Annotated in this window: 26 protein-coding genes; 2 read left to right on the top strand and 24 right to left on the bottom strand. The window is 51.4% G+C overall.

Annotation, left to right across the window (positions count from 1 at the left end):
- Both PAT3040_RS38860 and PAT3040_RS38855 read right to left on the bottom strand, forming a co-directional pair.
- Positions 1-221: ATP-binding cassette domain-containing protein (locus tag PAT3040_RS38860; protein ID WP_305778785.1), on the bottom strand; the 221-nt coding region annotated here is incomplete at its 3' end.
- Entirely contained in the window at positions 218-1,054 is an 837-nt protein-coding gene (locus PAT3040_RS38855) for an ATP-binding cassette domain-containing protein (protein WP_108994348.1), read from the bottom strand. The genes PAT3040_RS38860 and PAT3040_RS38855, both read right to left, overlap by 4 nt.
- Positions 1,055-1,356: 302 nt before the next feature.
- On the opposite strand from PAT3040_RS38855, the gene PAT3040_RS21650 reads away from it, so the two are divergent.
- Positions 1,357-1,983, top strand: coding sequence for a biotin transporter BioY (locus tag PAT3040_RS21650; RefSeq protein WP_108994347.1), 627 nt, complete (start codon positions 1,357-1,359; stop codon positions 1,981-1,983).
- Positions 1,984-2,383: 400 nt separating this feature from the next.
- On the opposite strand, the gene PAT3040_RS21645 is transcribed toward PAT3040_RS21650, so the two are convergent.
- From PAT3040_RS21645 to PAT3040_RS21635, 3 genes are all read right to left on the bottom strand, one after another.
- On the bottom strand, positions 2,384-2,875 hold the full coding sequence (locus PAT3040_RS21645; protein WP_108994346.1) for a YlbF/YmcA family competence regulator: 492 nt from the start codon (positions 2,873-2,875) through the stop codon (positions 2,384-2,386).
- 23 nt (positions 2,876-2,898) lie between these two features.
- Positions 2,899-4,449 carry a tRNA (N6-isopentenyl adenosine(37)-C2)-methylthiotransferase MiaB gene (gene miaB, locus PAT3040_RS21640; RefSeq protein WP_258235093.1) on the bottom strand — a complete coding sequence of 517 codons (1,551 nt, stop codon included), beginning with the start codon at positions 4,447-4,449 and terminating at the stop codon, positions 2,899-2,901.
- Between the two features lie 131 nt (positions 4,450-4,580).
- Positions 4,581-5,189: a TetR/AcrR family transcriptional regulator gene (locus PAT3040_RS21635; RefSeq protein WP_108994345.1), complete on the bottom strand. Its 609-nt coding sequence runs from the start codon at positions 5,187-5,189 to the stop codon at positions 4,581-4,583.
- 186 nt (positions 5,190-5,375) lie between these two features.
- Between PAT3040_RS21635 and PAT3040_RS21630 the strand changes: the two genes are divergently transcribed.
- The gene (locus PAT3040_RS21630) at positions 5,376-6,863 is read left to right on the top strand and encodes a DHA2 family efflux MFS transporter permease subunit (RefSeq protein WP_108994344.1); all 1,488 of its coding nucleotides are present in this window, start codon (positions 5,376-5,378) and stop codon (positions 6,861-6,863) included.
- An 82-nt stretch (positions 6,864-6,945) separates the two neighbouring features.
- On the opposite strand, the gene pduL is transcribed toward PAT3040_RS21630, so the two are convergent.
- From pduL to sleB, 19 genes are all read right to left on the bottom strand, one after another.
- Positions 6,946-7,518 carry a phosphate propanoyltransferase gene (pduL, locus tag PAT3040_RS21625; protein WP_108994343.1) on the bottom strand — a complete coding sequence of 191 codons (573 nt, stop codon included), beginning with the start codon at positions 7,516-7,518 and terminating at the stop codon, positions 6,946-6,948.
- A gap of 105 nt (positions 7,519-7,623) precedes the next feature.
- Complete coding sequence (locus PAT3040_RS21620; protein WP_087570894.1) at positions 7,624-8,490, bottom strand: 2-oxoacid:ferredoxin oxidoreductase subunit beta; 867 nt, start codon at positions 8,488-8,490, stop codon at positions 7,624-7,626.
- Positions 8,477-10,225 (bottom strand): 2-oxoacid:acceptor oxidoreductase subunit alpha, encoded by a 1,749-nt coding sequence (locus tag PAT3040_RS21615; RefSeq protein WP_108994342.1) that lies wholly within the window; start codon positions 10,223-10,225, stop codon positions 8,477-8,479. Before PAT3040_RS21615 ends, PAT3040_RS21620 begins: the two co-directional genes overlap by 14 nt.
- A gap of 203 nt (positions 10,226-10,428) precedes the next feature.
- Positions 10,429-11,364: a dipeptidase gene (locus PAT3040_RS21610; protein WP_108994341.1), complete on the bottom strand. Its 936-nt coding sequence runs from the start codon at positions 11,362-11,364 to the stop codon at positions 10,429-10,431.
- Positions 11,365-11,488: 124 nt separating this feature from the next.
- Positions 11,489-11,749, bottom strand: a complete 261-nt coding sequence (locus PAT3040_RS21605; RefSeq protein ID WP_006036664.1) for a stage V sporulation protein S — start codon at positions 11,747-11,749, stop codon at positions 11,489-11,491.
- A 135-nt stretch (positions 11,750-11,884) separates the two neighbouring features.
- Positions 11,885-12,679 (bottom strand): TIGR00282 family metallophosphoesterase, encoded by a 795-nt coding sequence (locus PAT3040_RS21600; protein WP_108994340.1) that lies wholly within the window; start codon positions 12,677-12,679, stop codon positions 11,885-11,887.
- Positions 12,680-12,754: 75 nt separating this feature from the next.
- Positions 12,755-14,299, bottom strand: a complete 1,545-nt coding sequence (gene rny / locus PAT3040_RS21595; protein ID WP_108994339.1) for a ribonuclease Y — start codon at positions 14,297-14,299, stop codon at positions 12,755-12,757.
- 182 nt (positions 14,300-14,481) lie between these two features.
- Entirely contained in the window at positions 14,482-15,174 is a 693-nt protein-coding gene (locus tag PAT3040_RS21590; RefSeq protein WP_258235092.1) for a RecX family transcriptional regulator, read from the bottom strand.
- A 131-nt stretch (positions 15,175-15,305) separates the two neighbouring features.
- A complete protein-coding gene (gene recA / locus PAT3040_RS21585; protein WP_108994338.1) occupies positions 15,306-16,361 on the bottom strand; it encodes a recombinase RecA in 1,056 nt (351 codons plus the stop codon).
- A gap of 302 nt (positions 16,362-16,663) precedes the next feature.
- Positions 16,664-17,917 (bottom strand): competence/damage-inducible protein A, encoded by a 1,254-nt coding sequence (locus tag PAT3040_RS21580; protein ID WP_108994337.1) that lies wholly within the window; start codon positions 17,915-17,917, stop codon positions 16,664-16,666.
- A gap of 90 nt (positions 17,918-18,007) precedes the next feature.
- The gene (gene pgsA / locus PAT3040_RS21575) at positions 18,008-18,583 is read right to left on the bottom strand and encodes a CDP-diacylglycerol--glycerol-3-phosphate 3-phosphatidyltransferase (protein WP_087570901.1); all 576 of its coding nucleotides are present in this window, start codon (positions 18,581-18,583) and stop codon (positions 18,008-18,010) included.
- Between the two features lie 378 nt (positions 18,584-18,961).
- Positions 18,962-19,453, bottom strand: a complete 492-nt coding sequence (locus tag PAT3040_RS21570; protein ID WP_087570902.1) for a YajQ family cyclic di-GMP-binding protein — start codon at positions 19,451-19,453, stop codon at positions 18,962-18,964.
- A gap of 72 nt (positions 19,454-19,525) precedes the next feature.
- Positions 19,526-20,458: a helix-turn-helix domain-containing protein gene (locus PAT3040_RS21565; protein WP_108994336.1), complete on the bottom strand. Its 933-nt coding sequence runs from the start codon at positions 20,456-20,458 to the stop codon at positions 19,526-19,528.
- Between the two features lie 46 nt (positions 20,459-20,504).
- Complete coding sequence (locus PAT3040_RS21560; protein WP_087570904.1) at positions 20,505-21,272, bottom strand: DUF3388 domain-containing protein; 768 nt, start codon at positions 21,270-21,272, stop codon at positions 20,505-20,507.
- A 253-nt stretch (positions 21,273-21,525) separates the two neighbouring features.
- Positions 21,526-21,777, bottom strand: a complete 252-nt coding sequence (locus PAT3040_RS21555) for a DUF3243 domain-containing protein (RefSeq protein WP_087570905.1) — start codon at positions 21,775-21,777, stop codon at positions 21,526-21,528.
- 102 nt (positions 21,778-21,879) lie between these two features.
- Positions 21,880-22,626, bottom strand: a complete 747-nt coding sequence (ymfI, locus tag PAT3040_RS21550) for an elongation factor P 5-aminopentanone reductase (protein WP_108994335.1) — start codon at positions 22,624-22,626, stop codon at positions 21,880-21,882.
- Entirely contained in the window at positions 22,623-23,909 is a 1,287-nt protein-coding gene (gene yfmH, locus PAT3040_RS21545) for an EF-P 5-aminopentanol modification-associated protein YfmH (protein WP_087570907.1), read from the bottom strand. The genes ymfI and yfmH overlap by 4 nt, the downstream gene beginning before the upstream one ends.
- Positions 23,910-23,914: 5 nt before the next feature.
- Positions 23,915-25,189, bottom strand: coding sequence for an EF-P 5-aminopentanol modification-associated protein YfmF (yfmF, locus tag PAT3040_RS21540; RefSeq protein WP_108994334.1), 1,275 nt, complete (start codon positions 25,187-25,189; stop codon positions 23,915-23,917).
- A gap of 145 nt (positions 25,190-25,334) precedes the next feature.
- The gene (gene sleB, locus PAT3040_RS21535) at positions 25,335-26,132 is read right to left on the bottom strand and encodes a spore cortex-lytic enzyme (RefSeq protein WP_108994333.1); all 798 of its coding nucleotides are present in this window, start codon (positions 26,130-26,132) and stop codon (positions 25,335-25,337) included.
- Positions 26,133-26,187: the final 55 nt, after the last annotated feature.

The following is a 26,187-nucleotide window of genomic DNA, read 5'->3' as shown; positions in this document are numbered from 1 at the left end:
TTGGCCAGCCACAACGCTTGACCGCCCAGACGAATATCGCCGCTTGCCGGCTTGCGCAGGCCTGCGATTGTCTCGAGCAGCGTCGACTTGCCCGCTCCGTTGGCGCCGATGATCAGCGTAATTTGACCGGCATGAAATTCGGCATCCACATCATGCAGCAATGGAGTTGCGCGGTCATCCGCCAAAACAGATACGCGCCTAAGCGTCCAATTATCGGTCACCTGCTGCCCACCGCCCCTTGGAGCTTCTCCAGATACAAAGGGATGTCCGGCGCGGGAACGCCCAATACTTCCAGCTCCCAGCCGACCTGAACGGAATATGGAGGCTCGAATCCATATCTTTCCGATGGACTGTCGCATGCGCCGGGGCCGCTTCTCCGGAACAATCCGAGGCCTGTGCCTTCGTATGCCATCTCGCCGCCCGCCATGACCCAGACGGTATCGCTCCCTTCCAGCTCCTCCAGCTTCTGCGTGATCCATAACACAGTCATGCCGGCCTTATGCAGATGCCGAACCTGCTTATACACTTCACGGGACATATCCGGATCCAGCATGGACGTTATTTCATCCAAAATAATAAAGTTAGGCGACGCGGCCAAGCAACCCGCAATCGCGGTTAATTGCTTCTGGCCGCCGGATAAAGTATCAAGCGCCTGCTGCAACCTGCCGTCCAACCCCAGCCTCTTTAGCGCATCCTCAGCTGCTTCCGGTATTCGGCCGCCCTCCACGGAACCCCATTGCTCCATCATAATGACTACGTCTTCCCATGGCGTTGCTCCGACCAGACCAGCGTCAGGATTCTGCAGCACGATCGGCGTCGAAGGTCCTGTCTTGGCGCTTTTCTCCAGACGCCCCGACACACCCGTAAGAGGCATGCCGGCGATAACCTTGGCAAGCGTACTTTTCCCGCTTCCGTTGCCGCCGATTACCGTAATCCACTCCCCCTGCTTGATGGTGAAGTTCACCGAATGGAGAATCGCGATTCGATCTCTGCCATTAGGCGATATCGCCGACAAGCTCAAATTCGTTCCACGGACGATGATCTCCGCTCCCAAAAAAAATCACCCCGACCTCTTCACAATGTTGGAACGCTGTGATAGAATTCAAATCGTTAACCACAATTCATGATAAATGGTTAACAATAAAGTTGCAACTACTAAAAAAACGAGTTCAAAAAGTTCGGTTATCAGTACCGAGAAGATTGGATGAAGCTAGAACCTGAGGAGCGGAGCGTAGTGGAAGCTACGTGAGCACCGGAAGGTTCGGCTGAATTCAATATTCGACGTCTAGTATGCTTCTAGGATTACTCCGTAATGGGAAGCGGACTTTTTGAACAACCTCTTAAAGGAGCTATATGATGAAAAATGTACTATCGATTCGCAGCTTAGTGTTCACAGCTCTCTTCTCTGCCTTGTTTATCGTTCTAAGCTTGCAACAGATGAAGCTGACGTTGACGCCTATCCCCATCACGCTGCAGACCTTCGCCGTCATTCTTGCCGGCTTGTTCCTCAAGCCGAAGCAAGCGTTCGCCAGTATCCTTGCCGTCATCGCGTTGACTGCAACAGGATTGCCTCTCATTGGGGGCAAAGGCGGTTTATCGCTATTATTGGGACCAACCGGCGGCTTTATCTTCGCCTTTCCGTTCTGCGCCATGTTCATTAGTCTGGTGGTCGGCAAAATGTTGGAAAACGAGAGGCTGATGCGGAACAAGGCCGTCGCGGCTATCGTGCTTTTCGTTATTATGGAAAGCTTGAGCTCCTTGCTTACCTATGTTCTCGGTATTCCTTGGATGATGAAAGTCCTCGATTTCACGCTTCATGAAGCATTGGTCGCTGGTTTTTATCCGTTTATTTTAGGAGATGCCATCAAGTCCGCGCTTGGCGTGGCAGTCGCAATTGGACTTGCATCGCTTATATTACGAATTCGCAGCAGTTCGGCTGGCGCACCGTCTGCCAGTCATCATGAAACGATGATCATTCGTTAAATAACTAATGGGCTGTTGCCTCAAAGGCTATTTGATCGGTTCAATTTCAATAAGTCCTGTGTTGTAAAGACAGCAAAAAACAACCCATAGTCGATTTTAACGACTATGGCACTCGAATTGACAGTAATAACAACCCATAGGCGATTTTAACGACTATGGCGCTCGAATTGACAACAAAAACAATCCATAGGCGATTTTAACGACTATGGCGCTCGAATTGACAGCAATAACAACCCATAGGCGATTTTAACGACTATGGCGCTCGAATTGGGGTTGCTTTCAAGTAAACAAATGAAAAACATATGCTTAATCGTCATCACGAAAAACAGATACGGCGAGGAAACCAGAAAAGGCGGTGCAGGGAGATCCCCCAGCACCGCCATTTCGTATGAAATGCAACCTAGTCGCTGCAAGTCTCCGGATCTTCTTCCGGTGTTACGTCTTCCATATTGATACGATCGGAGACCGTGTCGCGAATAACCGTAACGACAAGTTGAAGCAAGTAGTTGATGTCGGATTGGCTTTGCTGAAATTGAGCGACGATCGGAATGCCATCCAGCTCATCCTGCAGCGTTTCCATTTCCGCTTCGATTTTTTTGACCATGTCGGGATTTTTGAACGTCTTTTCGAAGGCGACGACTTCCTTCTGTTTTTTCTTAATCTGACCGATCAACGATTTAACGCGTTCATTATCGTTAATTTGCTGCTCTGCCTTCCGATATTGCTGAACCTCGGCGGAATTGAAGATAACCTCCGCCAGTTCCTTCGTCTTCGCCATAATATCTTCCTTCACGATCAGGTCGCGCGTATGGTACGATGGAATATCCGTCGTGCCGCCAACGTGGCTGCATGCCACTCCGTTCTCGTGCGTATGTCCGCCTTGTACTCCCATCAGTAATCTCTCCTCGATTTCCGTTAACTAACGGCTTCTTTCGAAGCCGAATGGACAGGCTCTGCTTTGATATACCAGGTTTGCGCCTCGACGACGCGCGCCTGAACGAACGTTCCGATCCACGACTTTGGCCCTTCCAGATGGACGAGCTTATTTGTGCGGGTGCGTCCGGATAATACGTTTGGATTGTTTTTGCTTTCGCCCTCGACAAGCACTTCAATGATTTCACCTATCAACTCTTCATGCTTCTCGCGGCCAATTTCCGCGATTAAAGCATTCAGCCGCTGAAGCCGCTGCTTCTTGACTTCCATTGGCACATTGTCTTCCATGGCGGCGGCCGGCGTCCCTTCGCGAGGAGAGTAGATAAACGTATACGCCGATTCGAAGCGAACCTGCCGCACCAGCGACATCGTCTCCTCGAACTGCTCCTCCGTCTCGCCCGGGAAACCGACAATAATATCGGACGTCAGTACCGCGTCGGGAATAACATTTTTGATCTTCGCTACGAGCTCCAAAAATCTCTCTCTCGTATATTTGCGGCTCATTTTCTTTAGAACTTCCGTACTGCCGGATTGAACGGGCAGATGAATATGCTCCACTAGATTGCCGCGCTTCGCGAGCACGTCGACGAGATGATCGTCGAAATCGCGCGGATGGCTGGTCATAAACCGAATCCGCGGGATATCGATGGTTCGAATCTCGTCCAGCAGATGACCGAAACGATAGTCGATATCCTCGAAGTCCTTGCCGTACGCGTTCACGTTTTGACCGAGCAGCGTGATCTCCTTATAGCCCTGCCGCGCCAGCTCGCGCACTTCGACAATGACGTCCTCGGGTCTGCGGCTCCGCTCTTTGCCGCGAGTATACGGCACGATACAATAAGTGCAGAATTTGTCGCAGCCGTACATAATGTTGACCCATGCCCGAAGCCCTTCCCGTTTCTTGGGCATGTTTTCGATAATGTCGCCTTCCTTGGACCATACCTCGACTACAAGCTCCTTGCTAAAATAAGCGGATTGCAGCAATTGCGGCAGCCGGTGAATATTATGCGTGCCAAAGATCATATCGACGAATGAATGTTTCTGCAGGATCCGCCCGACGACCGACTCCTCCTGCGCCATGCAGCCGCATACGCCGAGCAGCAGTCCAGGTTTTTCCTTCTTGAGAATCTTTAAATGTCCCAGTTCGCCAAACACTTTGTCCTCTGCATTTTCGCGAATGGCGCAAGTATTAAGTAAAATGACATCGGCTAACGTCCGATCCTCGGTTGGCGCATATCCCATGGACTCAAACATGCCTCGCATGACCTCGGTATCATGTTCGTTCATCTGACAGCCATAAGTCTGAATGAGGTAATGTTTGCCGACGCCCATCGTTCTAAGCTCTTCCGGTATAGAGAAGTCGTAATGGACCTTAATGTCTTCTTTGCCGCGTTTCTTCTCATCCGAATGGGATGGCGCCGCGTTAAGCTGAATGTTGCGACCCTTGATCCGGATGGTCGTTACGCCGTCATCTTCTCCTATAATCTTGGCATCGGAGAAATCAAAGTACTTGGAGTAATCCTTAGTCGTCACTATATACACACATCCCTGTTCGATAATTTCTCTATGGGCGGTGAATCAATACAAACAATGAAACATCAATGAATGATTATACCATAACCGCTTGCCGGAATCTATGATTACATGGATAGTTCCCTTCCGTTCTAATGGAATAACGGCTTTACTAAGGAGTCTACAAATTCGGAGACGATCCGGTCAGACGTATATCCTTTGGTGAAAGCCAGATGTTTGCACGTATGCGGCGATAACACCGAGATGTAGGAATGAGAGATAAAATCGGCGTGAAGATAACGCGGATCGGATTCATCGGCGCCTTCCTTCAACAAGTCCGCGAATATCCTATGCAGAAATCGGTATGGCGGCGATTGTACGAAATCTTCTCCCGTCTTGACGCCTTCATGAATCATCTGCGACTGGATAATCCCCATCCATTTCCACTTATTCTCCAGGAATCGCACAATATAAGTGACGACTTCCCGAATTTTCGCGCAAGGAGACTCCGCCGCATGCTCTTGCAAATACGCGCCGATATCCTTGCTGAATTTCTCGAATTGATCATGCATCATTGCCATGCATAGATCGGCTTTGTTGGAATATCGGCGGTATAACGTTCCTTGTCCGATACCCGCGCATTTGGCGATCTGATGCATGCTGACAGATTCGATTCCTTGCTCCAGGAAAAGCCTAGAAGCCGCATCCAGAATGGCTTTGCTTAGCTCTTCCTTCGACCTCGTATGATCTGATGCAGCCATGACATTGCTCCTTGTTTTCAAAAAAATGCATTGACTTTCGTCATGCCCATTATATATGATTCTAGTTGCGGACAATTGTCCGCTGTATGTGGCTCACTTACATTGTAGCCTTGTCGACATGTAAGGTCAATCCGCAAGAACAAAAGACAGAAAGAGATCCGGTTTTTCGGAGTAGGAGGAATCAGAATGTCAGCAGTAAAAGTAAACACGCCGCCCGGCGAAATGTCGATTCGAGGGATCATGCTTCCTCTGCTCGCTATTATTGTCGGGATGTTCATGGTCATTCTCGACGGCACTGCCATGAATGTAGCGCTTAATCAATTTATGGAGGATTTCGGCAGCAGCTTCTCCCTTGTGCAATGGACCGTTACAGGTTACGCTCTCGCCCAAGCTGCCGTTATTCCGCTTGCCGGATGGTTGTCCGATCGATTCGGCGCCAAACGCATTTTCCTCATGTCCATCGTCTTATTTACGCTGGGCTCCGCTCTATGCGCCCTCGCGGGTACGGTCGAGCAGTTGATCGCTTACCGCATTATCCAAGGTCTCGGCGGCGGCATGGTTGCGCCAATCGCCATGGCTTTTACTTACCGGCTTAGCCCTCCGGGCAAACAAGGCGCCGTCATGGGCATGATCGGTATCCCTATGCTGCTTGCTCCGGCGCTCGGCCCCGTTGTAGGCGGCTGGCTCGTCGAATACGTTACCTGGCACTGGATCTTCCTCATTAACCTCCCCATCGGCGTAATAGCCGTTATCGTCGGTCTGCGCACGCTTCCGAATTTGGAGCGGCAGACTGTACCGATGCTGGATACGCTCGGCATGATCTTCGCGCCGCTTGCCTTTGCGGCATTGGCGTACGGCATTAGCTCTGCAGGCGGCGAGCATGGCGGCGGCAATGGCTGGACAGCTCCCGAGACGCTGATCGGGCTTTTCGTTGGCGCTATATCCCTGATCATCTTCATCACGGTCGAACTTCGCCGTACATCGCCGCTGCTGGAGCTTCGCGTCTTTCGTTCCAGCGACTTCACGAGAGGCATCATTCTCCAGTGGATCGTGCAGATCGCGTTGTTCGGCACGTTGTTCCTTTTCCCCGTCTTCCTCATTCAGGCCAAAGGGTACAGCGCGTTCGAGACCGGTCTTATTCTCCTGCCGCAAGCGCTCGCTGCCGGACTCTTCATGCCGATCGGCGGCAAGGTGTTCGATAAGCTCGGCGCTCGTCCCGTCGTATTGTTTGGCCTGCTGCTGGTCTCCACTGGCGCATTCCTGCTATCCGGCATATCGGCGTCGACCACGATCGCGGAAATTATGATTCCGCTGGTTCTGCTCGGAGCAGGCATGGGCTTCTCCATGATGCCGCTCAACACGCATATTATTCAATCGGCTCCAAGGCATCTCGTCGGTCGTGTCACTTCATTAACGGCCGCCGCCCAGCAGGTCATCAGCTCCTTCGCCATTGCGGGATTGTCCACGCTGCTGGCCGATCGGAACAAATCGTACGCTTTGACTCACCCGGCCTCCGATGTCGCTTATCTTTCCTTCGGAGATGCCTTCTTCTTGCTCGCTTGTATTGGCGTATTCGGCGTTCTTGTAGCGCTGGTCCTTCGTAGACCGAAGCAGCAACCCAATGAAGAAGGAGAAAACAAGGGACCTGATGTCACAATGATGATGGGACATTAACGACATGTGAAAAAGCTGCATGCCGGAATTCTTTCATTCCGGGCATGCAGCCTTTTTCGTTTTGATTCCAATTGCGTACCGGTTAGTCGATAATTTCGGCGATATCGCCGTTTCGGACGCCGGCAGCGTTCGCTTCGTCCGTATCGATATGCATATCGAGCGCGAATTCGGGCGATACGCGAGCAACGACATGCTCGAACACCACGCCGCGTTCTCCGCCTATGCGAACGCGAAGCTGAGCTTTATCTTGTATGCCGAATTTTTCTGCGTCGCTCGTATGGAAGTGGATATGGCGAGCGGCTACGATTACGCCTTCCGCAATCGTTACTTCGCCTGCAGGGCCTTGAATCGTGATGCTCGCGGAGCCCGCGATGTTGCCGGACTCTCGCACCGGAGGATTAACCCCAAGCGCGAATGCGTCCGTGCGCGATACTTCCAATTGCGTAGCTTTGCGCGCGGGTCCCAAAATGCGGACTTTCGGGAACGAGCCCTTCGGTCCCACTACGGCTACCGTTTCGTTTGCTGCATATTGACCGGGCTGCGACAACGGCTTCATCTCAGTCAACGCGTAACCCGAACCGAATAATAATTCCACATGCTCTTGCGAGAGATGGATATGTCTCGCAGATACGCCTACGGGCACTTCTTTTTTCATGCTATTCACCACTCCGCTATTTATTTATTAATGATTGCCTTCTTGCTATAATCCCAAAATAAAAGAAAGCATACGGTCAATATGACCGTATGCCCATCATACCATTTATTTAAATTCCGAGACAAGCTGATTGAACTGCTCTTCCGTAATAGCAAGCTCCTGATTGGCCAATCCTTCGGACTTGAAGCCGGTAATCATATCCTCATACGACTTGCGGGTCGTATTTTGGTAGATAAGACCGGTCAGCAATCCGTTAGTCTCCATAATTTTATTCATGGCCGCCATACGATTGCTTGGATCGTAATCCGGGAATCCGTCCAGGCTTACGATATTTTCTTTGAACCAATCGTAGGTATTGATCTTGTTAAAGGTGACGCACGGACTGAACACGTTGATAAGCGAGAAACCTTCATGCTTGATCCCCTGCTCAATAAGGCTGGTCAATCCCTTAAGATCGCTGGAAAAAGACTGGGCAACGAAGGTCGCTCCTGCCGACATGGCGATCTCCAGCGGGGAGAGCGTCGACTCGATGGAGCCTTCAGGCGTCGATTTTGTCTTGAAGCCTTCCGCGCTTCGCGGAGACGTTTGCCCTTTCGTCAAGCCGTAGATCTGGTTATCCATGACGATATACGTTATATTGAGGTTTCTGCGAATCGCGTGGACCGTATGGCCCATGCCGATCGCGAACCCGTCGCCGTCGCCGCCGGATGCGATAACGGTCAGCTCGCGGTTGGCCAGCTTAACGCCTTGCGCGATCGGTAGAGCGCGCCCATGGATGCCGTGCAGGCCATACGCGTTAATATAACCGGAGATTCGTCCGGAGCAGCCAATACCCGAAATAACGGCCAGCTGCTCCGGCTCCAATCCCACATTAGCCGCTGCACGCTGAATCGCAGCCTGAATGGAGAAGTCTCCGCAGCCGGGACACCAGTTGGGCTTGACGTTGTTGCGGAATTCCTTAAATGTTGCCATCTTCGCTCATCCCCTTACAAGCTTGATAGACTTCGAGCGGCAGGAACGGATTACCGTCGTATTTCAACAAACTTTTGATCTTGTCGCCGAATCCGGCGTACATCTTCACTTGCGACGCAAGTTGTGCTGTTGCATTATTTTCGATTACGACAACGCGTTTGGCGCTTTGCAAGTAAGGCGTCAGCGCTTCAGTCGGGAATGGATGGATTTGACGTATCGTAATATGATTGCTGGTCAGTCCGTCCTCCTGCAGCTTGGTTCTCGCCGCGTCGATCGTACCTCCGGTGGAGCCCATCCCGATTACCAGCAGATCAGGGTTCTCATGCGGCGCGTCAATGCGCAGCGCATCGCGAACCTGCAAGCCGTTCAGCTTGCCAAGCCGTTTGTCCATCATCTTACGGCGATTATTCGCATTCTCCGATGGACGGCCGACCTCGTCGTGCTCGACGCCCGTAACATGGTGCAGACCGCCTTTGGCGCCCGGCAGCACGCGAGGCGAAATGCCATCCTCCGTCAGCTCGTAGCGCTTGAACAGCTCGTGACCTTCCAGCGGCGGAGTCTCCTTTACCAGCTTGCCTCTATTAATCTCGACCTTGGAGAAGTCCAGCATCTCACAGGATTGTTTGCCGAGCGATAGCTGCAGATCCGTCATGACGATGACCGGCACTTGATATTCCTCCGACAGGTTAAACGCTTCTACCATATCGTAGAAGCAATCCTCGATCGACGCCGGAGCGATAACGATCTTCGGAATTTCGCCGTGCGTGCCGTAGACCATTGCATTAAGGTCGGATTGCTCTTGCTTTGTAGGCAAACCTGTAGACGGTCCTCCACGCTGCGTGTTGATGATAACAAGCGGCGTCTCCGTCATGCCGGACAAGCCGATCGCTTCCATCATAAGTGACAAGCCTGGTCCGGCAGAAGCTGTCATCGTTCGTACGCCGGCGTAGTTCGCGCCGATCGCCATGGTGACAGCGGCGATTTCGTCCTCTGTCTGTACGACTGTGCCGCCGAACTTCGGCAGCTTCTTGATGAGATATTCCATAATTTCGGAAGCTGGGGTGATCGGATACGCCGACATAAGACGACAGCCCGCTGCGACGGAACCAAGACCGATCGCTTCGTTGCCGATCATAAACAGTTTTTGTTTGCCGTCTGCTTCCTCCAGCTTAAAGTCCTCCAGCGGACCGCCGGCTTGCTCCAGGACGAACTCGGCGCCATTTTTTACGGCTTGGATATTTTTCTCCACGATGGCCGGACCCTTGCGACCGAACTCTTCTTCGACCGCCTTGCCCAGCACTTCCAGCGGCAAACCAAGCAGCGCCCAGGACGCCCCCGACGCAACCATGTTTTTCATCAGCGAGGTGCCCAGGTCCTCTGCGATCTTCGTGATAGGAACGGCGAACAGCCTTGCATCCACGCCATCCGGAATAACGGGTCCAAACTTTGCATCCGCGACGATAACGCCGCCGGGACGAAGCTCATGCACGTTCAGATCAATGCTCTCTTGATCGAACGCGACGAGAATATCGAGATCATCCGAAATCGCACGAATCGGCTTCGTGCTGATTCTGATTTTATTATTCGTATGTCCGCCCTTGATCCTGGACGAGAAATGACGGTATCCATATAAGTAATAACCTAGTCGGTTAAGCGCCGTAGAGAAGATCCGGTCGGTACTTTCCACCCCTTCTCCCTGTTGTCCTCCGATCTTCCATGACAATTGGCTAATCAAAATGTCCATCTCCTCTGCATCATAAAAAAGCCTGACAACTTCGATAACTTGAGCCATTATATAATAGAAGCTGTATCGTCACAACAATTTTATGTTGGAAGCTGCCAAATTGCAATATGTAAACGTTTAATTAAAACATAACATGTTTCGATCATAATGATACCATTATGAGATGGCATAGCTAGTAAAGGAATTGCCGCGTGCTAAACGGCCGGGAGATTCTCCCTTAGAAACGTTAAAGCATTGTTCTGCATAAAACCTGCTACTTGAACTTCCGAATAACGAGCCAGTAATGCTTCCTTTAACCGATACACTTCGCCTGGATGCTTCAGGTCCGTCATATAAGAATCGATCCCGTCAAAATCCGAGCCTAACATAATATGTTTCTCCCCGCCCAGCGCACATATATGTTCGACATGCCCCAGCAGATCCGTTACGCATGCCTCCCGGTCGGACGTTACAAACCAAGGCACAAAGGTGATCCCTACTCTGCCTTCTCCCAGAATAATTGCCTTCAACTGCCTGTCGGTCAAGTTGCGCGGATGATTGCAGACGGCTCTTGCATTGGAGTGGGATGCGATAATCGGCTTCGTCGATAGTCCGGCTACATCCCAGAAGGCTTGCTCCGACAAGTGGGAAACATCTACAATGATGCCAAGCTCATTGCATGCCGACACGAACTCCCGACCTTTTCCCGTCAGCCCCGCTCCCCGCGGCTCCATGATGCCGTCAGCTGCCCAATTCCCATCGTTCCATGTCAGGCCAGCCGCCCGCACGCCCAGCCTGTACAATAGCCTAAGCATCGACAGCCGCCCTTGCAATCCGCTCACGCCTTCTAGCGATAACAGAGCGCCGGTTTTCCCGCTAGTTATACTGGACTCCAGATCAGCTGCGCTTGTGACAAGCTGCATCTCTTTGCATGACAATATACGTTCGTAGAACAAATCGACGGATTCCAGAACAGGTTCGATATTGGCAGATTGGCGGGGCGATATATAAATAGCGAACGTCTGCAGCATGGTTCCAGATTGGCGCAACCGCTCATAGGTGACGTCAAGAGTCCCGTCGGCCCCGCCTTGGAACGTAAGCGCGTCGTTCTTCAGCATCTTGCTAAGCACATCGCAATGGAAATCGATCATGATAAATTCCTCCTTCTTTATTCGCTGCCAAACAAGGCGAACGATACATTTCTAAAAAAGCAAAAAACCTGTCTACGTTGTAAACAGGCCTCAGTGGACGACAACGATGGATGTATGCCGCTTGTTATCTCGGCTCGACGATGAGCTTAATAGCAGTACGATCTTCTCCGTCAATGACAATATCCGTAAATGCCGGTATGCAGATGAGATCCACCCCGCTCGGGGCCACAAATCCACGGGCAATCGCTACCGCCTTGATCGCTTGGTTGAGCGCGCCGGCGCCAATCGCTTGCAGCTCCGCTCCACCTCGTTCACGCAGAACGCCAGCTAATGCGCCTGCGACTGAATTTGGATTGGACTTGGCTGATACCTTTAATACATCCATGAATAGTACCTCCCCTAGAATGTTGGATGGATTCCACATTTACAATACTATTCGAGAGAATGAGAAAGATTCCTGCTTTTTATGGACTAACTTAACAAAGTATTCTGAAAAGTCAGAATATGAAAAAAGACTTCTCTACATGAGAAGCCAATCCTCTTCCGTCATCCGAATTTTATCCAGCTTCAAGGCGCGCCCGCTGCCATCCTCAATCGTTATGACAAGTCCGTGCAAATGCCACTTGCCCTCATCCACAACAAATCTTGCCGGAAGTCCCGTCAGGAAGCGGTGCAGCACAGCGTCGCGCTCCATCCCCAGCACGCCTTCCTTGGAGCCGACCATCCCTACGTCCGTTAGATAACCCGTGCCACCGGGAAGGATAGTGTCATCATTCGTCTGCACATGCGTGTGCGTGCCAAGCACGATGGAGGCGCGTCCGTCCAAATACCAGCCCATCGCAATCTTCTCCGAGGTCGCTTCCGCATGGAAATCAACCAGAATGTTATTTGTATGCTCCTTCGCTTCCTCGATCAGCTCATCCGCTTTGCGGAATGGGCAGTCATTCGGAGGCAAAAAAGCTCTTCCTTGCAGATTAATGATCGCCAGCTTTTTGTTGCCCGTGCCGATGATCGCCATCCCTTGCCCTGGCGCTTCTGGCGAGAAATTGCCGGGGCGCACGATGCGGGGCTCATCGTCAATCCACTCGAAGATATCCTTGTTGTCCCATGTATGATTACCCATCGTAATTCCATTAACACCGGCGTCAAAAAACTCTTTCGCGATCGCTTTCGTGATGCCTCTGCCAGCTGCGGCATTTTCCCCGTTTACGACGATCAAGTCCGGATTATGTTTACTTCTCAACGAGGGCAACACTTGCTTAAGAGCGCCTCTTCCTACATTCCCGACGATATCGCCGATAAATAATAATTTCATCGTTGTGTATCCTTTCTTTATGTAGCCCATCATGCAGAAAAGTGGCTGACTGGCAGCCACTTTTCAACATCATGTTTATTTGGCATATTCGACTGCCCGTGTCTCACGAATAACCGTAACTTTAATATGTCCCGGATAATCGAGTTCAGCCTCGATTTTTTTCGTAATATCGCGAGCAAGACGGAATGCTTCCGTATCGTCAATCTTCTCTGGCTGAACCATAACGCGGACTTCGCGTCCTGCTTGAATCGCATAAGACTTCTCGACGCCGTCGAACGATTCTGTAATCGCTTCGAGCTTCTCCAGTCGTTTGATATACGTCTCCAGCGTTTCGCGCCGTGCGCCAGGCCGTGCAGCCGACAACGCATCCGCGGCACCTACGAGCATCGCGATAACGGAAGTGGCTTCCGTATCCCCGTGATGGGATGCGATACTGTTGATGACGACGGGATGCTCCTTGTATTTCTTCGCAAGCTCCACGCCGATCTCGACATGAGAACCTTCCACTTCGTGATCAAGCGCTTTGCCGATATCGTGCAGAAGTCCGGCACGCTTCGCCAGCGTAATGTCCTCGCCAAGCTCTGCTGCCATGAGTCCAGTCAGATAAGCAACTTCCATGGAATGCTTCAGTACGTTCTGACCATAGCTTGTACGGTATTTAAGTCTTCCAAGAATCTTGATCAGATCTGGATGTAAGCCATGAACCCCAACCTCGAAAGTCGCTTGCTCGCCATATTCGCGAATGCGCTCGTCGATTTCCTTGCGGGACTTCTCGACCATCTCTTCGATGCGGGCCGGGTGGATACGGCCATCGGCCACCAGCTTCTCAAGCGAAGTACGGGCAATTTCGCGTCGGATTGGATCAAAGCCCGACAGAATGACCGCTTCCGGTGTATCGTCGATTATGAGATCGATACCGGTCAATGTTTCCAAAGCACGGATATTGCGGCCTTCACGTCCGATAATGCGACCTTTCATCTCTTCATTCGGCAGAGTGACAACGGATACCGTCGTTTCTGCTACATGATCGGCTGCGCAACGTTGGATAGCCAAAGAAATAATGTCACGCGCTTTTTTGTCGGCCTCTTCCTTCGCCTGCTGTTCGATCTCCTTGATCATCTGAGCCGTTTCGTGACGAACTTCCTGCTCGACGTTGTTCAGGATGATCGACTTCGCATCTTCCATTGTCAAGCTGGAAATACGCTCCAGCTCGCTAAGCTGCTGTTTATAAATGGAATCAATTTGCTCTTGTGTTTCTTCGATTCTTTTCTCCTTGTTGGCTACGATTTCTTCTTTGCGTTCTAGCGCTTCCAACTTCTTATCCAGCGACTCTTCCTTCTGGAGCACGCGTCTTTCCAGACGTTGCACCTCATTGCGCCGCTCGCGGATGTCTTTTTCAGCTTCTGCACGTAGTCTGTGGACTTCGTCTTTCGCCTCAAGCACCGTTTCTTTCTTTTGAGCTTCTGCGTCTTTTTTCGCATTTTCCACGATTTGAACCGCAGCTTGCTCAGCGCTCGAAATTTTGGCCTCGGCAATTGACTTGCGATAAAAATAACCAATCCCAAAGAAAATTGCGCCAACAAGGACAGAGACAAGAATCAAGATCCAGGGATTATCCATCTTGTTCACCTCCTTGCTGCATACACCAAGGCACTGCTTGGGATGTTATTTGGTTTTTAACCGGCTTCCAAACCGTTTCATCATGGATCATTTTGACGAAAATAAGACATTTGAATCAACCTTTGGAAGAAAAATCGATCCAAATGTAAAGGAATACAACTTCATTTTATCTTTTCACAATTTCAGTTGTCAAGCAAAACGCCATCATCTTCCTCTTCCCACCTGTCATCAGATGACAAGTCGACCGACCTCATCGCTTCCCTGACGATGTCGCCAGGAAATCCGCGCCTGAGTAAAAAGCTCATTAGCTTAGTCCGTCTCTTCGCGTTCTCTCCTGTCAAAGATCTTGCCTTCTTATGCGCAAGCGTCTTCGCGGCCTCCAACTCACTGCTCCGATCCAGTGCGGACAGCGTTTCTGAGGCGAGTTGCTTGGATACGCCACGCTGCTGCAGTTCCTGCCGAATCATCAGTCTGCCCTTTTGGCCGGAACGCAATCTGCTCTCCGCGAATTGACGCGCATATTCTTCATCATCAACAAGCTTCTCCGTTTCTAAACGCTGGATTGCATATTCTATATGGGTTTCGTCCAATTCCTTCTTGGCCAAATATTGGCCGATCTGCTTGGCCGTTCTCGGTTTGACGCCCAAATACGCCACGGACAGCACGTATGCCCGGTATCGTTGGTCTTCGTCTTTAATGTGGCGAACGGTATCCCCGTCCAGCTCGACTTCCTTCAATAACCTGAATTTGATCATGATATCTTCGTGCACCGACAAGAAAGGCTCTTCTTCTCCTGCCATATAGAGATGGTAACGTCTCTTCTCCTTCTTGTCGCGCCGCACGGAAGCAATAATGTACATATTCGACTCTTCCAATGCTATATTTCCTTCCTGCTCATCCTCGAACAACTTCAATTGAAGTTGTTCGAGGATGAGCGACCGCGTTTTATTTGTGGTAAAACAATCGCCGCTCCCATAAGAGAGCGGCGATTCTATATTACTATAGCCTATACGTCAAATTCCAACTCGTCATCGTCCTCGTCCTCGTCAGCCGAGAAGTTCGCTTGAGACGCATTAGCCGACAGGTTGCTGGCTTCACGAATCTGTCTTTCGATCTCGTGTGCAATGTCGGTCTTCTCCTTCAGGAATTGCTTGGCGTTCTCGCGGCCTTGACCGAGACGCTCGCCATTATAAGAGAACCAGGCGCCGCTCTTCTGAACGATATCCATCTCTACACCGATGTCGACCAAGCTGCCTTCCTTGGAGATGCCTTCGCCGTACATAATATCGATCTCCGCTTGCTTGAACGGAGGCGCTACCTTGTTCTTTACAACCTTGATGCGAGTCCGGTTGCCCACCATGTCATTGCCCTGCTTCAGCGTCTCGATACGGCGAACGTCAAGCCGAACGCTGGAGTAGAACTTCAATGCGCGTCCGCCTGGTGTCGTCTCCGGGTTGCCGAACATAACGCCAACCTTCTCGCGAAGCTGGTTGATGAAGATTGCGATCGTCTTGGACTTCGAAATAGCGCCGGACAGCTTACGCAGAGCCTGCGACATAAGACGTGCCTGAAGACCAACGTGAGAGTCGCCCATGTCGCCCTCGATCTCCGCCTTCGGCACCAATGCCGCCACGGAGTCTATAACGATGATGTCAACGGCTCCGCTGCGCACGAGCGCTTCCGCGATCTCCAGCGCCTGCTCGCCCGTATCCGGCTGGGACAGCAGCAGCTCGTCGATGTTGACGCCAAGCTTGCTGGCGTACAGCGGATCCAGCGCGTGCTCCGCGTCGATAAACGCGGCTTGTCCGCCAATACGTTGTACTTCCGCAATTGCGTGAAGCGCTACTGTCGTTTTACCGGATGATTCCGGACCGTATACTTCGATAACCCGGCCACGCGGCAAGCCGCCGATTCCAAGTGCAATATCTAAGGCAAGCGAGCCGCTCGGCACGGTCTCTACTTGCATATGAGTCGATTCCCCTAATTTCATAATGGAGCCTTTGCCAAATTGCTTCTCGATCTGACGAAGAGCATTATCCAAAGCTGCGCGACGATCCGCCAACTCACTCACATCCTTCATAATTTATATTTGTATAATACCTTATTTCGGACGGGTTGCCAATAGTTTTTTCGAACACACATTCGCAATTTTGACTCTCAGGCATCTTCGCCCCCGTTATTCAGGCGCTCACCGCATCCCCCGTCCCCCTCCTTCAGAACCTTAAAATCCGGCCCAAAAAATAAAAAACCGCAGCAAAGTAATCTTCGCCACGGTTCTTCCGGTAACTAGTCCTCATTATAGCGCACGGTTCGACAATTGGCAACCGTATACAGCTGAGAATATCGGGCATCCAATCCCGGACCTTATGCTTTAAGCGCCTGCCACAATCGGTACAACGCGGATTTCACGGCGCGAATGCGCACCATCTCGCGTACGCCTTTGAAGTGCGACGTATACACGACCGTCTCCTTGCCTTTCTCCGCAACTGCGAAATAAACAAGGCCGACCGGCTTGCCTTCGGATTCCGCAGGGCCGGCTACGCCGGTAAGCGCGACGCCGAAATCCGCTCCCGTTATAATCATGACGTTTTCGGCCATTAACTTGGCGGTAGACTCGCTGATGGCGCCGGGAGCGCCATCGCCCTCCAACTGGGACATCGGGATGTCCAGCAGCTTGTGTTTCATTAAGTTCGTATACGTGATCACGCCGCCGACATATTCCCCGCTGCTTCCAGGGACGCGCGTAATCAGCTCTCCGAACAGCCCTCCGCTTAAGCTCTCGGCGCTTGCAAGACGCTTCCTGGCGTTTCTGAGCAGCTCTACGACGGAATCCTCGATAGGGACATCCTTCTGCGCGTAGAGATGCTCTCCGACGCGCTGGGCGACGACGGATACCGTCGCGTTGATTTTGATGGCGGCCTCCTCCTCGCTGGAAGCTTTGGTCGACACCCGCAGCGCGACCTCGCCTTCCTTCGCATAAGGAGCTATCGTAGGATCACTCTGGCCGTCGATCAGATCGATCAAGGCCGCTTCCAGATTGGACTCCCCGATTCCTGCGAATTTAAGCACTCTGGAGTAGAGAGGCCGCTCCTCCCGCAGCTTGCTTCTAAGCCAAGCGGTTCCAGGTCCCAGCAGCATCGGCTCCATCTCTCTGGGCGGGCCCGGAAGAAGCATGTAGAGCGTGCCGCTGTCTTCTATTCCATTGCCAACGGCAAGTCCCGTGGAATTATCGAGCGGATCGCTTCCTTCCCCCAGAATAAGATGAGCTTGCCGTATGTTGCTCTCCACCATGTGGGCTCCGCGGGACGAGAACAGTTCCTCGATAACCCTCATAGAGGGTTCATGAATGCCCATAGGCCTTCCCAGGTAGTCAGCCAGCACATCCTTTGTCAGATCATCCTGAGTCGGTCCCAGACCGCCAGTGAATACCAGCAGATCTGCCCGACCGCGGCCGATCTCGATTGCTTGGCGCAGACGCTCCGGATTATCCCCCACCACAGTCTGGAAGTAAACATCGATGCCTAGATCAGCGAGCTGCTGCGAGATCGCTTGCGCGTTTGTATTTACAATTTGACCAAGCAGCAGTTCTGTTCCCACGGCAATAATTTCCGCCTTCATATGATTCCTCGCCCCCATGCTTTAAGATTCCACCCGAGTCCTGCAGAAGGACAAGAGCACCTCCCGCTTGCAGGGAAGTGCTCTCACGCTTTACTCAACCGGAATTAAATGTTTGTTTTTGACAAAATAATCGATACCCGAATACACGGTTATTGCAGCCGCCACCCAGCTCGCGATAACATCGAACGGAAAGTGGATAAGGGCAAACGGGAAATTGTTGATCAAAAGCGCGATAATCATCGTAATTTGTATCGCCGTCTTCCACTTGCCCCAAGTGCTTGCGGCCATGACGGAACCTTCGAGGAGCGCAATTTGGCGCAGCCCTGTTACCGCGAACTCGCGGCTTATAATAATGATGGCAATCAGCGCGTTCAGCTTGTCCATCTCCACCAGGGAGATCAGCACCGCGGCTACGAGCAGCTTGTCCGCCAGCGGATCCAGCAGCTTGCCGAGATTCGTAACGATCTTGTTTTTGCGGGCGATATAACCATCCAGCCCATCCGTGCTTGCCGCAATAATAAAGATGATCGCGGCTACGATCTGATTGTAGGAAATCGTGAAGTCCGAGAAGCTGACCGATCCCAGATTCACTTTAATTAATAGGAAAAACATAATGACTGGCACGAGAAAGATGCGGGCCAGCGTAATCTTGTTGGCTAAATTCACTATTTTCCCTCCCCAGAAAGGTCAAACTAACAGGCATGCGTTACGCGAACCTTCTGGATGGAACGACCGTTATAAGTATCGCTTTTAGAGGTTGTTCAAAAGTCCGCTTCCCATCACGAAGTAGGCCAATAAGCGTACTCGACATCGAATATTGAATGCAGGCGAAACTAAGCGTATGCTTTCGAAGTATGTTTCCTCCGGAAACATTGCGGTTGCTCACGTAGCTTCCACTACGCTCCGCTACTCAGTTTCTACCTGCCTCCAATCTTCTCGGTGCTGAAAACCGGACTTTTTGAACACGCACTTCTACCACCGTACCGTTCGACCAATACATCCAATTCATTGCCGATTTTGTTGTTTCTAATACATAAGACGCATTTAACGATAATTTGTAAATTGCAGCTCGATAGGCAGATCGGCACCGCGCAGCAAAGCCATCACCGCTTGCAGATCATCTTTGCTCTTGCCTGTGACTCGTAATTGATCGCCCTGAATTTGGCTTTTCACCTTCAGCTTGGAATCGCGAATGAGAATATTTATTTTTTTGGAGATGTCCTGTTCGATCCCTTGTCTCAGCTTGATGCGCTGTTTAACCGTGCCGCCGGAAGCGCCCTCGAGCTTGCCGAAGTCCATATTCTTGATGGGCACGCCCCGCTTTATCATCTTGGACTGAAGAATATCGATTACGCTTTTGAGCTTGTATTCGTCGTCCGAGCCGACTACCAGCTCTTCTTTTTCAAGGGCAATGCTGCTCTTGCTGCCTTTGAAGTCAAATCTCGTCTCGATCTCGCGTTCTGCCTGCGTAATCGCGTTGGACAACTCCTGCATGTCTACCTTCGATACAATGTCAAATGAACTTTCGGAACTCATATGTAATAGGACTCCCTTCTAGTTATTAATGCTGTTAATGAAAATTGAAACACTTTCGAATAATGATAAGCATCATTCGCCTTTGGTAATGGAGTTCGAGCCCTCGCCGGTCGCTTCAGTTCCCGCTCCGCCTTCCGTACCAACACCGGTTCCGTCGTCAGCAGCAGCATCTTCCTCAGTCGGCTTAAGCAGCAGCTTCTTGGAGTTCGCGCGGTCGCCGTCCGGCACCAGAACGCCATCGACTTTGATCTCCGCGAGATCGGCGCGACCGACGTTTATGTAGAGAACGCCTGTCAATTCATAGGTTTGCACGGCGCCGTCCTCCGCATTGGCGTAAAACAATTTGTTGCCTGAGGAGCTGCCCTCTCGCACCTCAATCCAGTTGCGGCCGCCGTTCACCTTAATCTCCAATTGATGTGTACCACCTGCTGGACCGATTAGGTATTGATCGGCACTGCCCGCCTTGCGGTCGAATACGACAGTTGTCGGAGCTTTAGTCGGGGGTGGAGGCGTAGGAGCCACATCCGGCGATGAACCCGTGCTTGTTTCTTGAGGCTGCTCCGAGTTTTCCGTTATCGGAGTCTCGTCGACGGCCTTGGGATCATCGGTATTTTTGTTAATGACAAAATACCATACCACAACAACGATGACAATGAGGAACAGCCACATAACCAGATTGAAGCCGATCTTGCCAAATCGCTCCGAAGTCTGGGATTTGACTTGCCTCGGCTTACGGGCAGGAATCGGTTCGACGGTTTGCTCGATTGGCGCGGCAGGAATCTCATGTTGGTATAGTCTCAAAACTTCATCAGGCTCAAGTCCTACTGCTTCGGAATAGTTTTTGACGAAAGCGCGAACGTAGAAGGTTCCGGGGAGCACGCGGTAATCGCCGGATTCGATCGCCTCCAGATAACGTTTGCGAATCTTCGTCAATTCCTGAATGTCATCCAGCGACAAGTTGCGTTCCTCTCTGGCCCTTCTAAGCAAAGCTCCGAGTTCTGACATGTGGACATCCTCCTTTCAGCATAACAATAAATGGCAAGTACGGAGATTAAAATTCGTCCGTGTAATTAGCGGTGAAGGATTCGTATGAAATCTCTTCGTCCGGCGTGTTGCGAAGCTCGATGATGATGTCGAAATGACTGTAGTCGTATTGCGATTCCTTGACAAAAATATCGGGATGCTCGATAACCTTCGTGGAAGGCAGAGCCATAATTTCCTGCAGCAGCGCGTAATGCCTCTCGTTGGAACGAATCGTGCTGACGATCCCGTCTATAATAAAGATGTTGTTCGGCTGCATCTCTTCTTCGGACAGTTGACTGCGAACCGTCTGACGAAGCAGCGTGGACGATACGAAGGTCCATCGTTTGTTGGAGCATACGCTTCCTGCAATGATGGATTCCGTTTTGCCGACCCGCGGCATCCCTCTGAGTCCAATGACATGATTGCCATCGCGCTTGAATACTTCTCCGAGGAAGTCGACCAACATGCCAAGCTCGTCTCTAACAAAGCGGAATGTTTTCCGGTCATCGGAATCCCGTTCAATATATCTGCCATGACGTACAGCCAGAATGTCGACGATTGTTGGCGCGCGAAGCTTGTTCACCGTAATATTATCTACCTTTTGAAGCATCTTGCCAAGCAGCTCGATTTTCTCTTCGTCATTCGTCTGCAACAACATGCCGCGTGTCCGATCCTCGACGCCATTGATCGTCAAAATATTAACTTCAAGCATACCTAGCAGCGAAGCGATGTCGCCAAGCAGACCCGGTCTATTTTTATGTATCTTGTATTCCATGTACCATTGCTTGATTTCCAATCTGTTCTCACCGTCCCCTGGAAGCGTAAAAAATAGATAAAGTATGATGGGCAACCCTAATTCTCTATTCTACAAATTTCGTCACATTCCTGCAAATATAAATTAAACATTGCAGAAAAGCCCCCGTTGTGGAGGCTTTCTGCAAACGTCAAGGTGAAACGCCTTTGCCGTTTTTTGGCGCAGCGGGTTTCATTTCGAGCATTATAGGTCAAGTATGAGAAAAATTATACTTTCCTATAATTTTTTAAAAATACTACGAGTGCTCGACCAACTTGACCATACAGCTTGCGATGGCTTTGCGCTCCGATTCGTCGCCAACATCCCAAAGCTGTTTCAGCACGCTTTCCTCATCATTCTTAGGGTCGACCTTCTCGTCCAGGAAGGAGCCGATCTCATACGCCAGATTAGCGATGGTATCTTCGGTAAGCCCCATCTTTTTCGCTTGCGTTACACGGTCGGACAAAAAATGTTTCCAAGTATCGAAATTCGAAAGGACAGTTGACACGGCTCTTCGCCTCCTCATTGGTTTGGAAAAGAATCAGCAACAGTCCTTATTCTGCACCTTTCGAGCTTTCGTTATACAGCCCTTACGCGTGTGGGTCGAAGGTTAAGTATGCCAGCCGCCGTTCGGGCTTATAATCTGTCCAGTAATATACGACGATTCCGGCAACGACAAAAAATAAACGAGCGAAGCGATTTCTTCCGCCGAGCCGAAGCGGCCTGCCGGTATTTCCTGTTGCAGAGCAGCCTTCTCCTCCAGATTAAATCCGTCCATCATATAAGTGTCCACTACTCCTGGAGCAACTGCGTTGACGGTAACACCCGATGGAGCAAGCTCCTTGGCCAACGCCTTGGTAAAGGCGTTAACGCCTCCCTTGGTCGTCGAATACAACACCTCGCAGGAAGCGCCCGACATTCCCCATACCGACGATACATTAATAATTCGTCCGTAACGTTGGGCAATCATATGCGGCATAAATAATTGCGTACTGAGAAACATGCCCTTTAAATTAACCGACATAACGTCGTCCCACTCATCCTCCGTAACATCGGCAAGCATGCCATAGTGGGCGATCCCTCCGTTGTTGACCAGAATATCGGGCCTAATGTTATGGCTTAACAGCTTGTCGCGCATGCGGGCAAGTTGATCCTTCGATCTTAGATCGGCTGCGATCGTCATGACATTGGCCCCCAGCGCCATGCAGCGCCGGGCCGTTTCATTCGCTCGTTCGTGCGATTCCAAATAATGCAGGACGATATTGACTCCCTCCGCGGCGAAGCGCTGCGCGATGGCAGCGCCGATACCGCGGCTTCCCCCCGTTATCAATACCGTCGTTTCTTGCAGCGTCTTCATTCTGTCCCTTGTTCCACGATGGAGACGGCCAACTGACCGAAGTCGAAGTGTTCGCGAAGCCGCGCATTGACTTCGTCAAGCGTACATTGCTCGTAGAACTTGATCACGTCGAACATATCGCTGTCCCGGAACCGGTAACGGGTATATTCTCCGGCGATGGACTCGGGGGAATTCAGCATTCGCAAGTAACCGCCGATTTTTTTGCGCTTGGCACGCTCGAACGATGTCTGTTCGATGCCGCTGCCCACCGCCTCGGATACAGCGGACTTAATCGCTTCGATAAGCGTATCGGGCTTCGGCGTATCGCCTCCAATAACGGAGAAGGCGTAGTCGGTGCTGGAATTATATTCGTGGCCAAACGAATCGGAGATCAGCTCCTGTTCGTAGAGCGATTGATATAATGGCGAGCTTGGACCGATCAGCGCCTCCAGCATCAGCTTCGTCACGATTTCCCGTTTCAGCAAGGCGTCTCCTGCCAGGCCGACGTTCTTCTCCTTGAAGCCCAGCATACACTTAGGCAGCGACACTTGAAGCTTGGAGACTTTGCGCGGAATTTTGACGGACGAAGGCTCCTGGTCAAAATAACGTTTGATTTCACCCAGCGGCTGGAACGTTTTGGCATCCTGGTTGGCGCGGACAAGCTGGAACACTTCCTCGGCGTTGACTCCTCCCACGACAAACAGCATCATGTTGGACGGATGATAAAAGGTTTCGTAACAGCGATACAACGTCTCCTTATCGATCTGCTTGATCGACTCCACCGTGCCGGCAATGTCGATATGAACCGGATGGGTATGGTACAGGGCGTCAATAAGTCCGAAATAAACGCGCCAATCCGCGTTGTCCCGATACATATTGATTTCCTGTTCGATGATCCCCTTCTCCTTGTCTACGTTGGCATCGGTGAAATAAGGGTTTTGAACAAAATTGATTAATGTCGTTAAATTTTCATTAATTTGCTCCGTGGCCGAGAAAAGATAGACCGTGCGGTCAAAGGTCGTGAAAGCATTCGCCGATGCGCCTTGCGCCGCGAACACGGAGAAAATATCGCCTTCCGGTTCCTCAAACATCTTGTGCTCGAGAAAATGTGCGATGCCGTCCGGCACTTTTGCCGGCTCCTGTCCCGAGACGGAGAAATGATTGTCGACAGAGCCGTACTTCGTCGAGAATGTGGCGTATGTCTTCTGGAAGCCTTCCTTTGGGAGCACGACGATCTCAAGGCCGTTGCTCAGCACTTCCCGGTACAATGTCTCTTGAACATGCGGATAGCGTAAAGTTTCCATTTGCCCTAAGCCTCCTTCCGGTCGCGCAGGAAGTAGATCGTATCCAGCTGCACCCGTTTCGCAACCGCTACGATATCTTCCGCCGTCACGTCCTGTACTTGCTTAAGCAGCTCGCCCGCCGTTCGCTCCTTGCCCGTTAGCACGCTATTGAAATCGTACGAAAGCATCTCGTAAGCGGAATCCTGCATCTCCCGGAGATGATTGGAGATCATCGCTTTCGTTTGATTGATTTCCAGATCGGACAGTTGGCCTTGCTTCATGGATTCCAGCTGCTCTTTGATGATGGCGACGGCTTTCTCGTAATTAGCGAATTCGATGCCGGACTGTATCGTGCAGATGCCCTTATGGCCGTCAAGCCGGCTAGCCGCGTAGTAGGCGAGGCTCTCCTTCTCCCTTACGTTCATAAACAGCTTGGAATGCGGATATCCGCCTAGAATTCCATTATAAAGCAGAGCGGCAGGATACAAGGCATCATTATAGCCGACTCCGGTTCGAAGGCCCATGTTTAGCTTGCCCTGACTCACTTCGAGACGATCGACGACATTCTTCACTTCCGTCACATCATGCTGCGTTACGGGATGCTTATAAGCAGAAGGTGATCCGCTCTTTAGTTGGAAAGCCCCGCGTACAAGCTTCGTTACTTCTTCCAGTGTCGTATCGCCTACGACATAGAGATCCAGCGCTGCGTCGTTTAGCCACTGATCATAGGTCTCGCGCAGCGATTGCGGAGTAATAGCCGCGATGTCGCTCCGCTGTCCCAGCGGATGCAGGCGATATGGATCGTCCGCGCACATCTCCTCGATGCAGCGTTCCGCTGCATATCTGATCTTGTCGTTGACAATAGCCTCCAGTCGCTTGCGCAGCGTTTCCTTCTCGGCCTCTACGTACTTGGCACGAAAGCCGCCGTTTTCGATGAGCGGATTCGTGACGACATCGCCCAAAAAACCGATCGAGGAAGCCAGCAGCGAATGTTCGGAAGAGACGAAAGCGTCGTTAATGACATCCATTTTGAATTGAATGATTTGGGAATCGCCCCGTTTGTATACATCGAAGCCGAAGCCGGCTCCGTACATATCGTCAAGCTTCTCGCGGAAATTGATCGTCTCCGGCGTGGACGCCGTCCCCCTGCGGAGCACGAACGGGATCAGAGCAACAGGCGTGACCGTCTCCTCCTGGAGAGGAAGGCCCGCGAACAACGAAATCGCAAACGTTTTGAACCGATTGGTGGGCAGTACATGCAAGCGAATACGCTCTAATTGCCCTCGTTGGAATGCACTCACGTAGGTTGGCTCCTTTCAGCGGCTTCACCTTCTGGTGCAACCGTTTTTACCATTTTAACCGATCAGAAATGGAAGAAGCAACCACTCCTGCTTGCGAGCAGAAGCGGTCGCTTCAAGGTTTGTCCGACGATTGCCGGCACTTGGCCTACATACAGAATATATGTTTGCCAATCGTCTTAATTTGCGTTCTTGTCCAAATCCACGCGGAAGTTGCCGTATCCGGATTAAAATAATACAGACATCCGCCCGACGGATCCCAGCCGTTTAGGGCGTCCTCGACTGCTTCTCTCGCCTTCTGATTCGGCGTCAAATAGATTTGGCCATCAGCCACTGCCGTGAATGCACGCGGTTGGAAAATAACGCCGTAAACCGTGTTCGGAAAGCTCTCGGATCGGACGCGATTCAGAATGACTGCGGCTACCGCAACCTGCCCCTCGTATGGTTCGCCGCGCGCTTCGCCGTAGACGGCATTCGCCATAATCTTCAAGTCGTTCTCCGAAAGTCCCAGTCGATTGGATTGAGCCAAATTGCTTCCAGAGCCGGTGCCTGCATTACCTCCGGTATTGCTCCCGCCTCCGGTACCGCCTGAAGCTGCGCCGCCGGGAGAAGTAGAACCCGGCTTCCAGTTTTTCGTTGCATTCACCAGCTTTTTCTTCGTCTCGGCGCCGACGATACCGTCGGATTTCAGGCCGAATTTCCATTGGAACCAGGTCACGGCCCCCTTCGTCTTGGAACCGAACACACCGTCTATCTTGCCATTATAATAGCCGAGATGGGTCAGTCTGCCTTGCAGCTCCTGCACGTCCGCACCAGATGAGCCGACCTTAAGAGTTGCGCTGCTGAACGTCTCCGATACGGGACCATAGCTTCCCTTAATAGCGTAGAAGGAGCTAAATGCAAGCAGCACGACGAGCGAAGTCACCACGATCAAACGAATTCTCATGTAGGGATCTGCCTTTCTCATGCAAGTTAGTTCGCTACGGATAGCGTTACCTGAG

The organism is Paenibacillus agaridevorans, from assembly GCF_003112455.1.
GTDB lineage: Bacteria > Bacillota > Bacilli > Paenibacillales > Paenibacillaceae > Pristimantibacillus > Pristimantibacillus agaridevorans.
This window is presented reverse-complemented; position numbering and strand designations above follow the sequence as displayed.

Coding starts and splice junctions, on each gene's coding strand:
- PAT3040_RS21565 (WP_108994336.1), bottom strand. CDS start 20,458: ATGTCAGAACTCGGAGCTTTGCTTAGAAGGGCCAGAGAGGAACGCAAC.
- yfmH (WP_087570907.1), bottom strand. CDS start 23,909: ATGGAAACTTTACGCTATCCGCATGTTCAAGAGACATTGTACCGGGAA.
- PAT3040_RS21635 (WP_108994345.1), bottom strand. CDS start 5,189: ATGGCTGCATCAGATCATACGAGGTCGAAGGAAGAGCTAAGCAAAGCC.
- ymfI (WP_108994335.1), bottom strand. CDS start 22,626: ATGAAGACGCTGCAAGAAACGACGGTATTGATAACGGGGGGAAGCCGC.
- PAT3040_RS21645 (WP_108994346.1), bottom strand. CDS start 2,875: ATGGGAGTACAAGGCGGACATACGCACGAGAACGGAGTGGCATGCAGC.
- PAT3040_RS21630 (WP_108994344.1), top strand. CDS start 5,376: ATGTCAGCAGTAAAAGTAAACACGCCGCCCGGCGAAATGTCGATTCGA.
- rny (WP_108994339.1), bottom strand. CDS start 14,299: ATGGATAATCCCTGGATCTTGATTCTTGTCTCTGTCCTTGTTGGCGCA.
- sleB (WP_108994333.1), bottom strand. CDS start 26,132: ATGAGAATTCGTTTGATCGTGGTGACTTCGCTCGTCGTGCTGCTTGCA.
- PAT3040_RS21600 (WP_108994340.1), bottom strand. CDS start 12,679: ATGAAATTATTATTTATCGGCGATATCGTCGGGAATGTAGGAAGAGGC.
- pduL (WP_108994343.1), bottom strand. CDS start 7,518: ATGAAAAAAGAAGTGCCCGTAGGCGTATCTGCGAGACATATCCATCTC.
- PAT3040_RS21570 (WP_087570902.1), bottom strand. CDS start 19,453: ATGAGTTCCGAAAGTTCATTTGACATTGTATCGAAGGTAGACATGCAG.
- PAT3040_RS21650 (WP_108994347.1), top strand. CDS start 1,357: ATGAAAAATGTACTATCGATTCGCAGCTTAGTGTTCACAGCTCTCTTC.
- PAT3040_RS21580 (WP_108994337.1), bottom strand. CDS start 17,917: ATGAAGGCGGAAATTATTGCCGTGGGAACAGAACTGCTGCTTGGTCAA.
- PAT3040_RS21620 (WP_087570894.1), bottom strand. CDS start 8,490: ATGGCAACATTTAAGGAATTCCGCAACAACGTCAAGCCCAACTGGTGT.
- PAT3040_RS21605 (WP_006036664.1), bottom strand. CDS start 11,749: ATGGATGTATTAAAGGTATCAGCCAAGTCCAATCCAAATTCAGTCGCA.
- PAT3040_RS21610 (WP_108994341.1), bottom strand. CDS start 11,364: ATGATCGATTTCCATTGCGATGTGCTTAGCAAGATGCTGAAGAACGAC.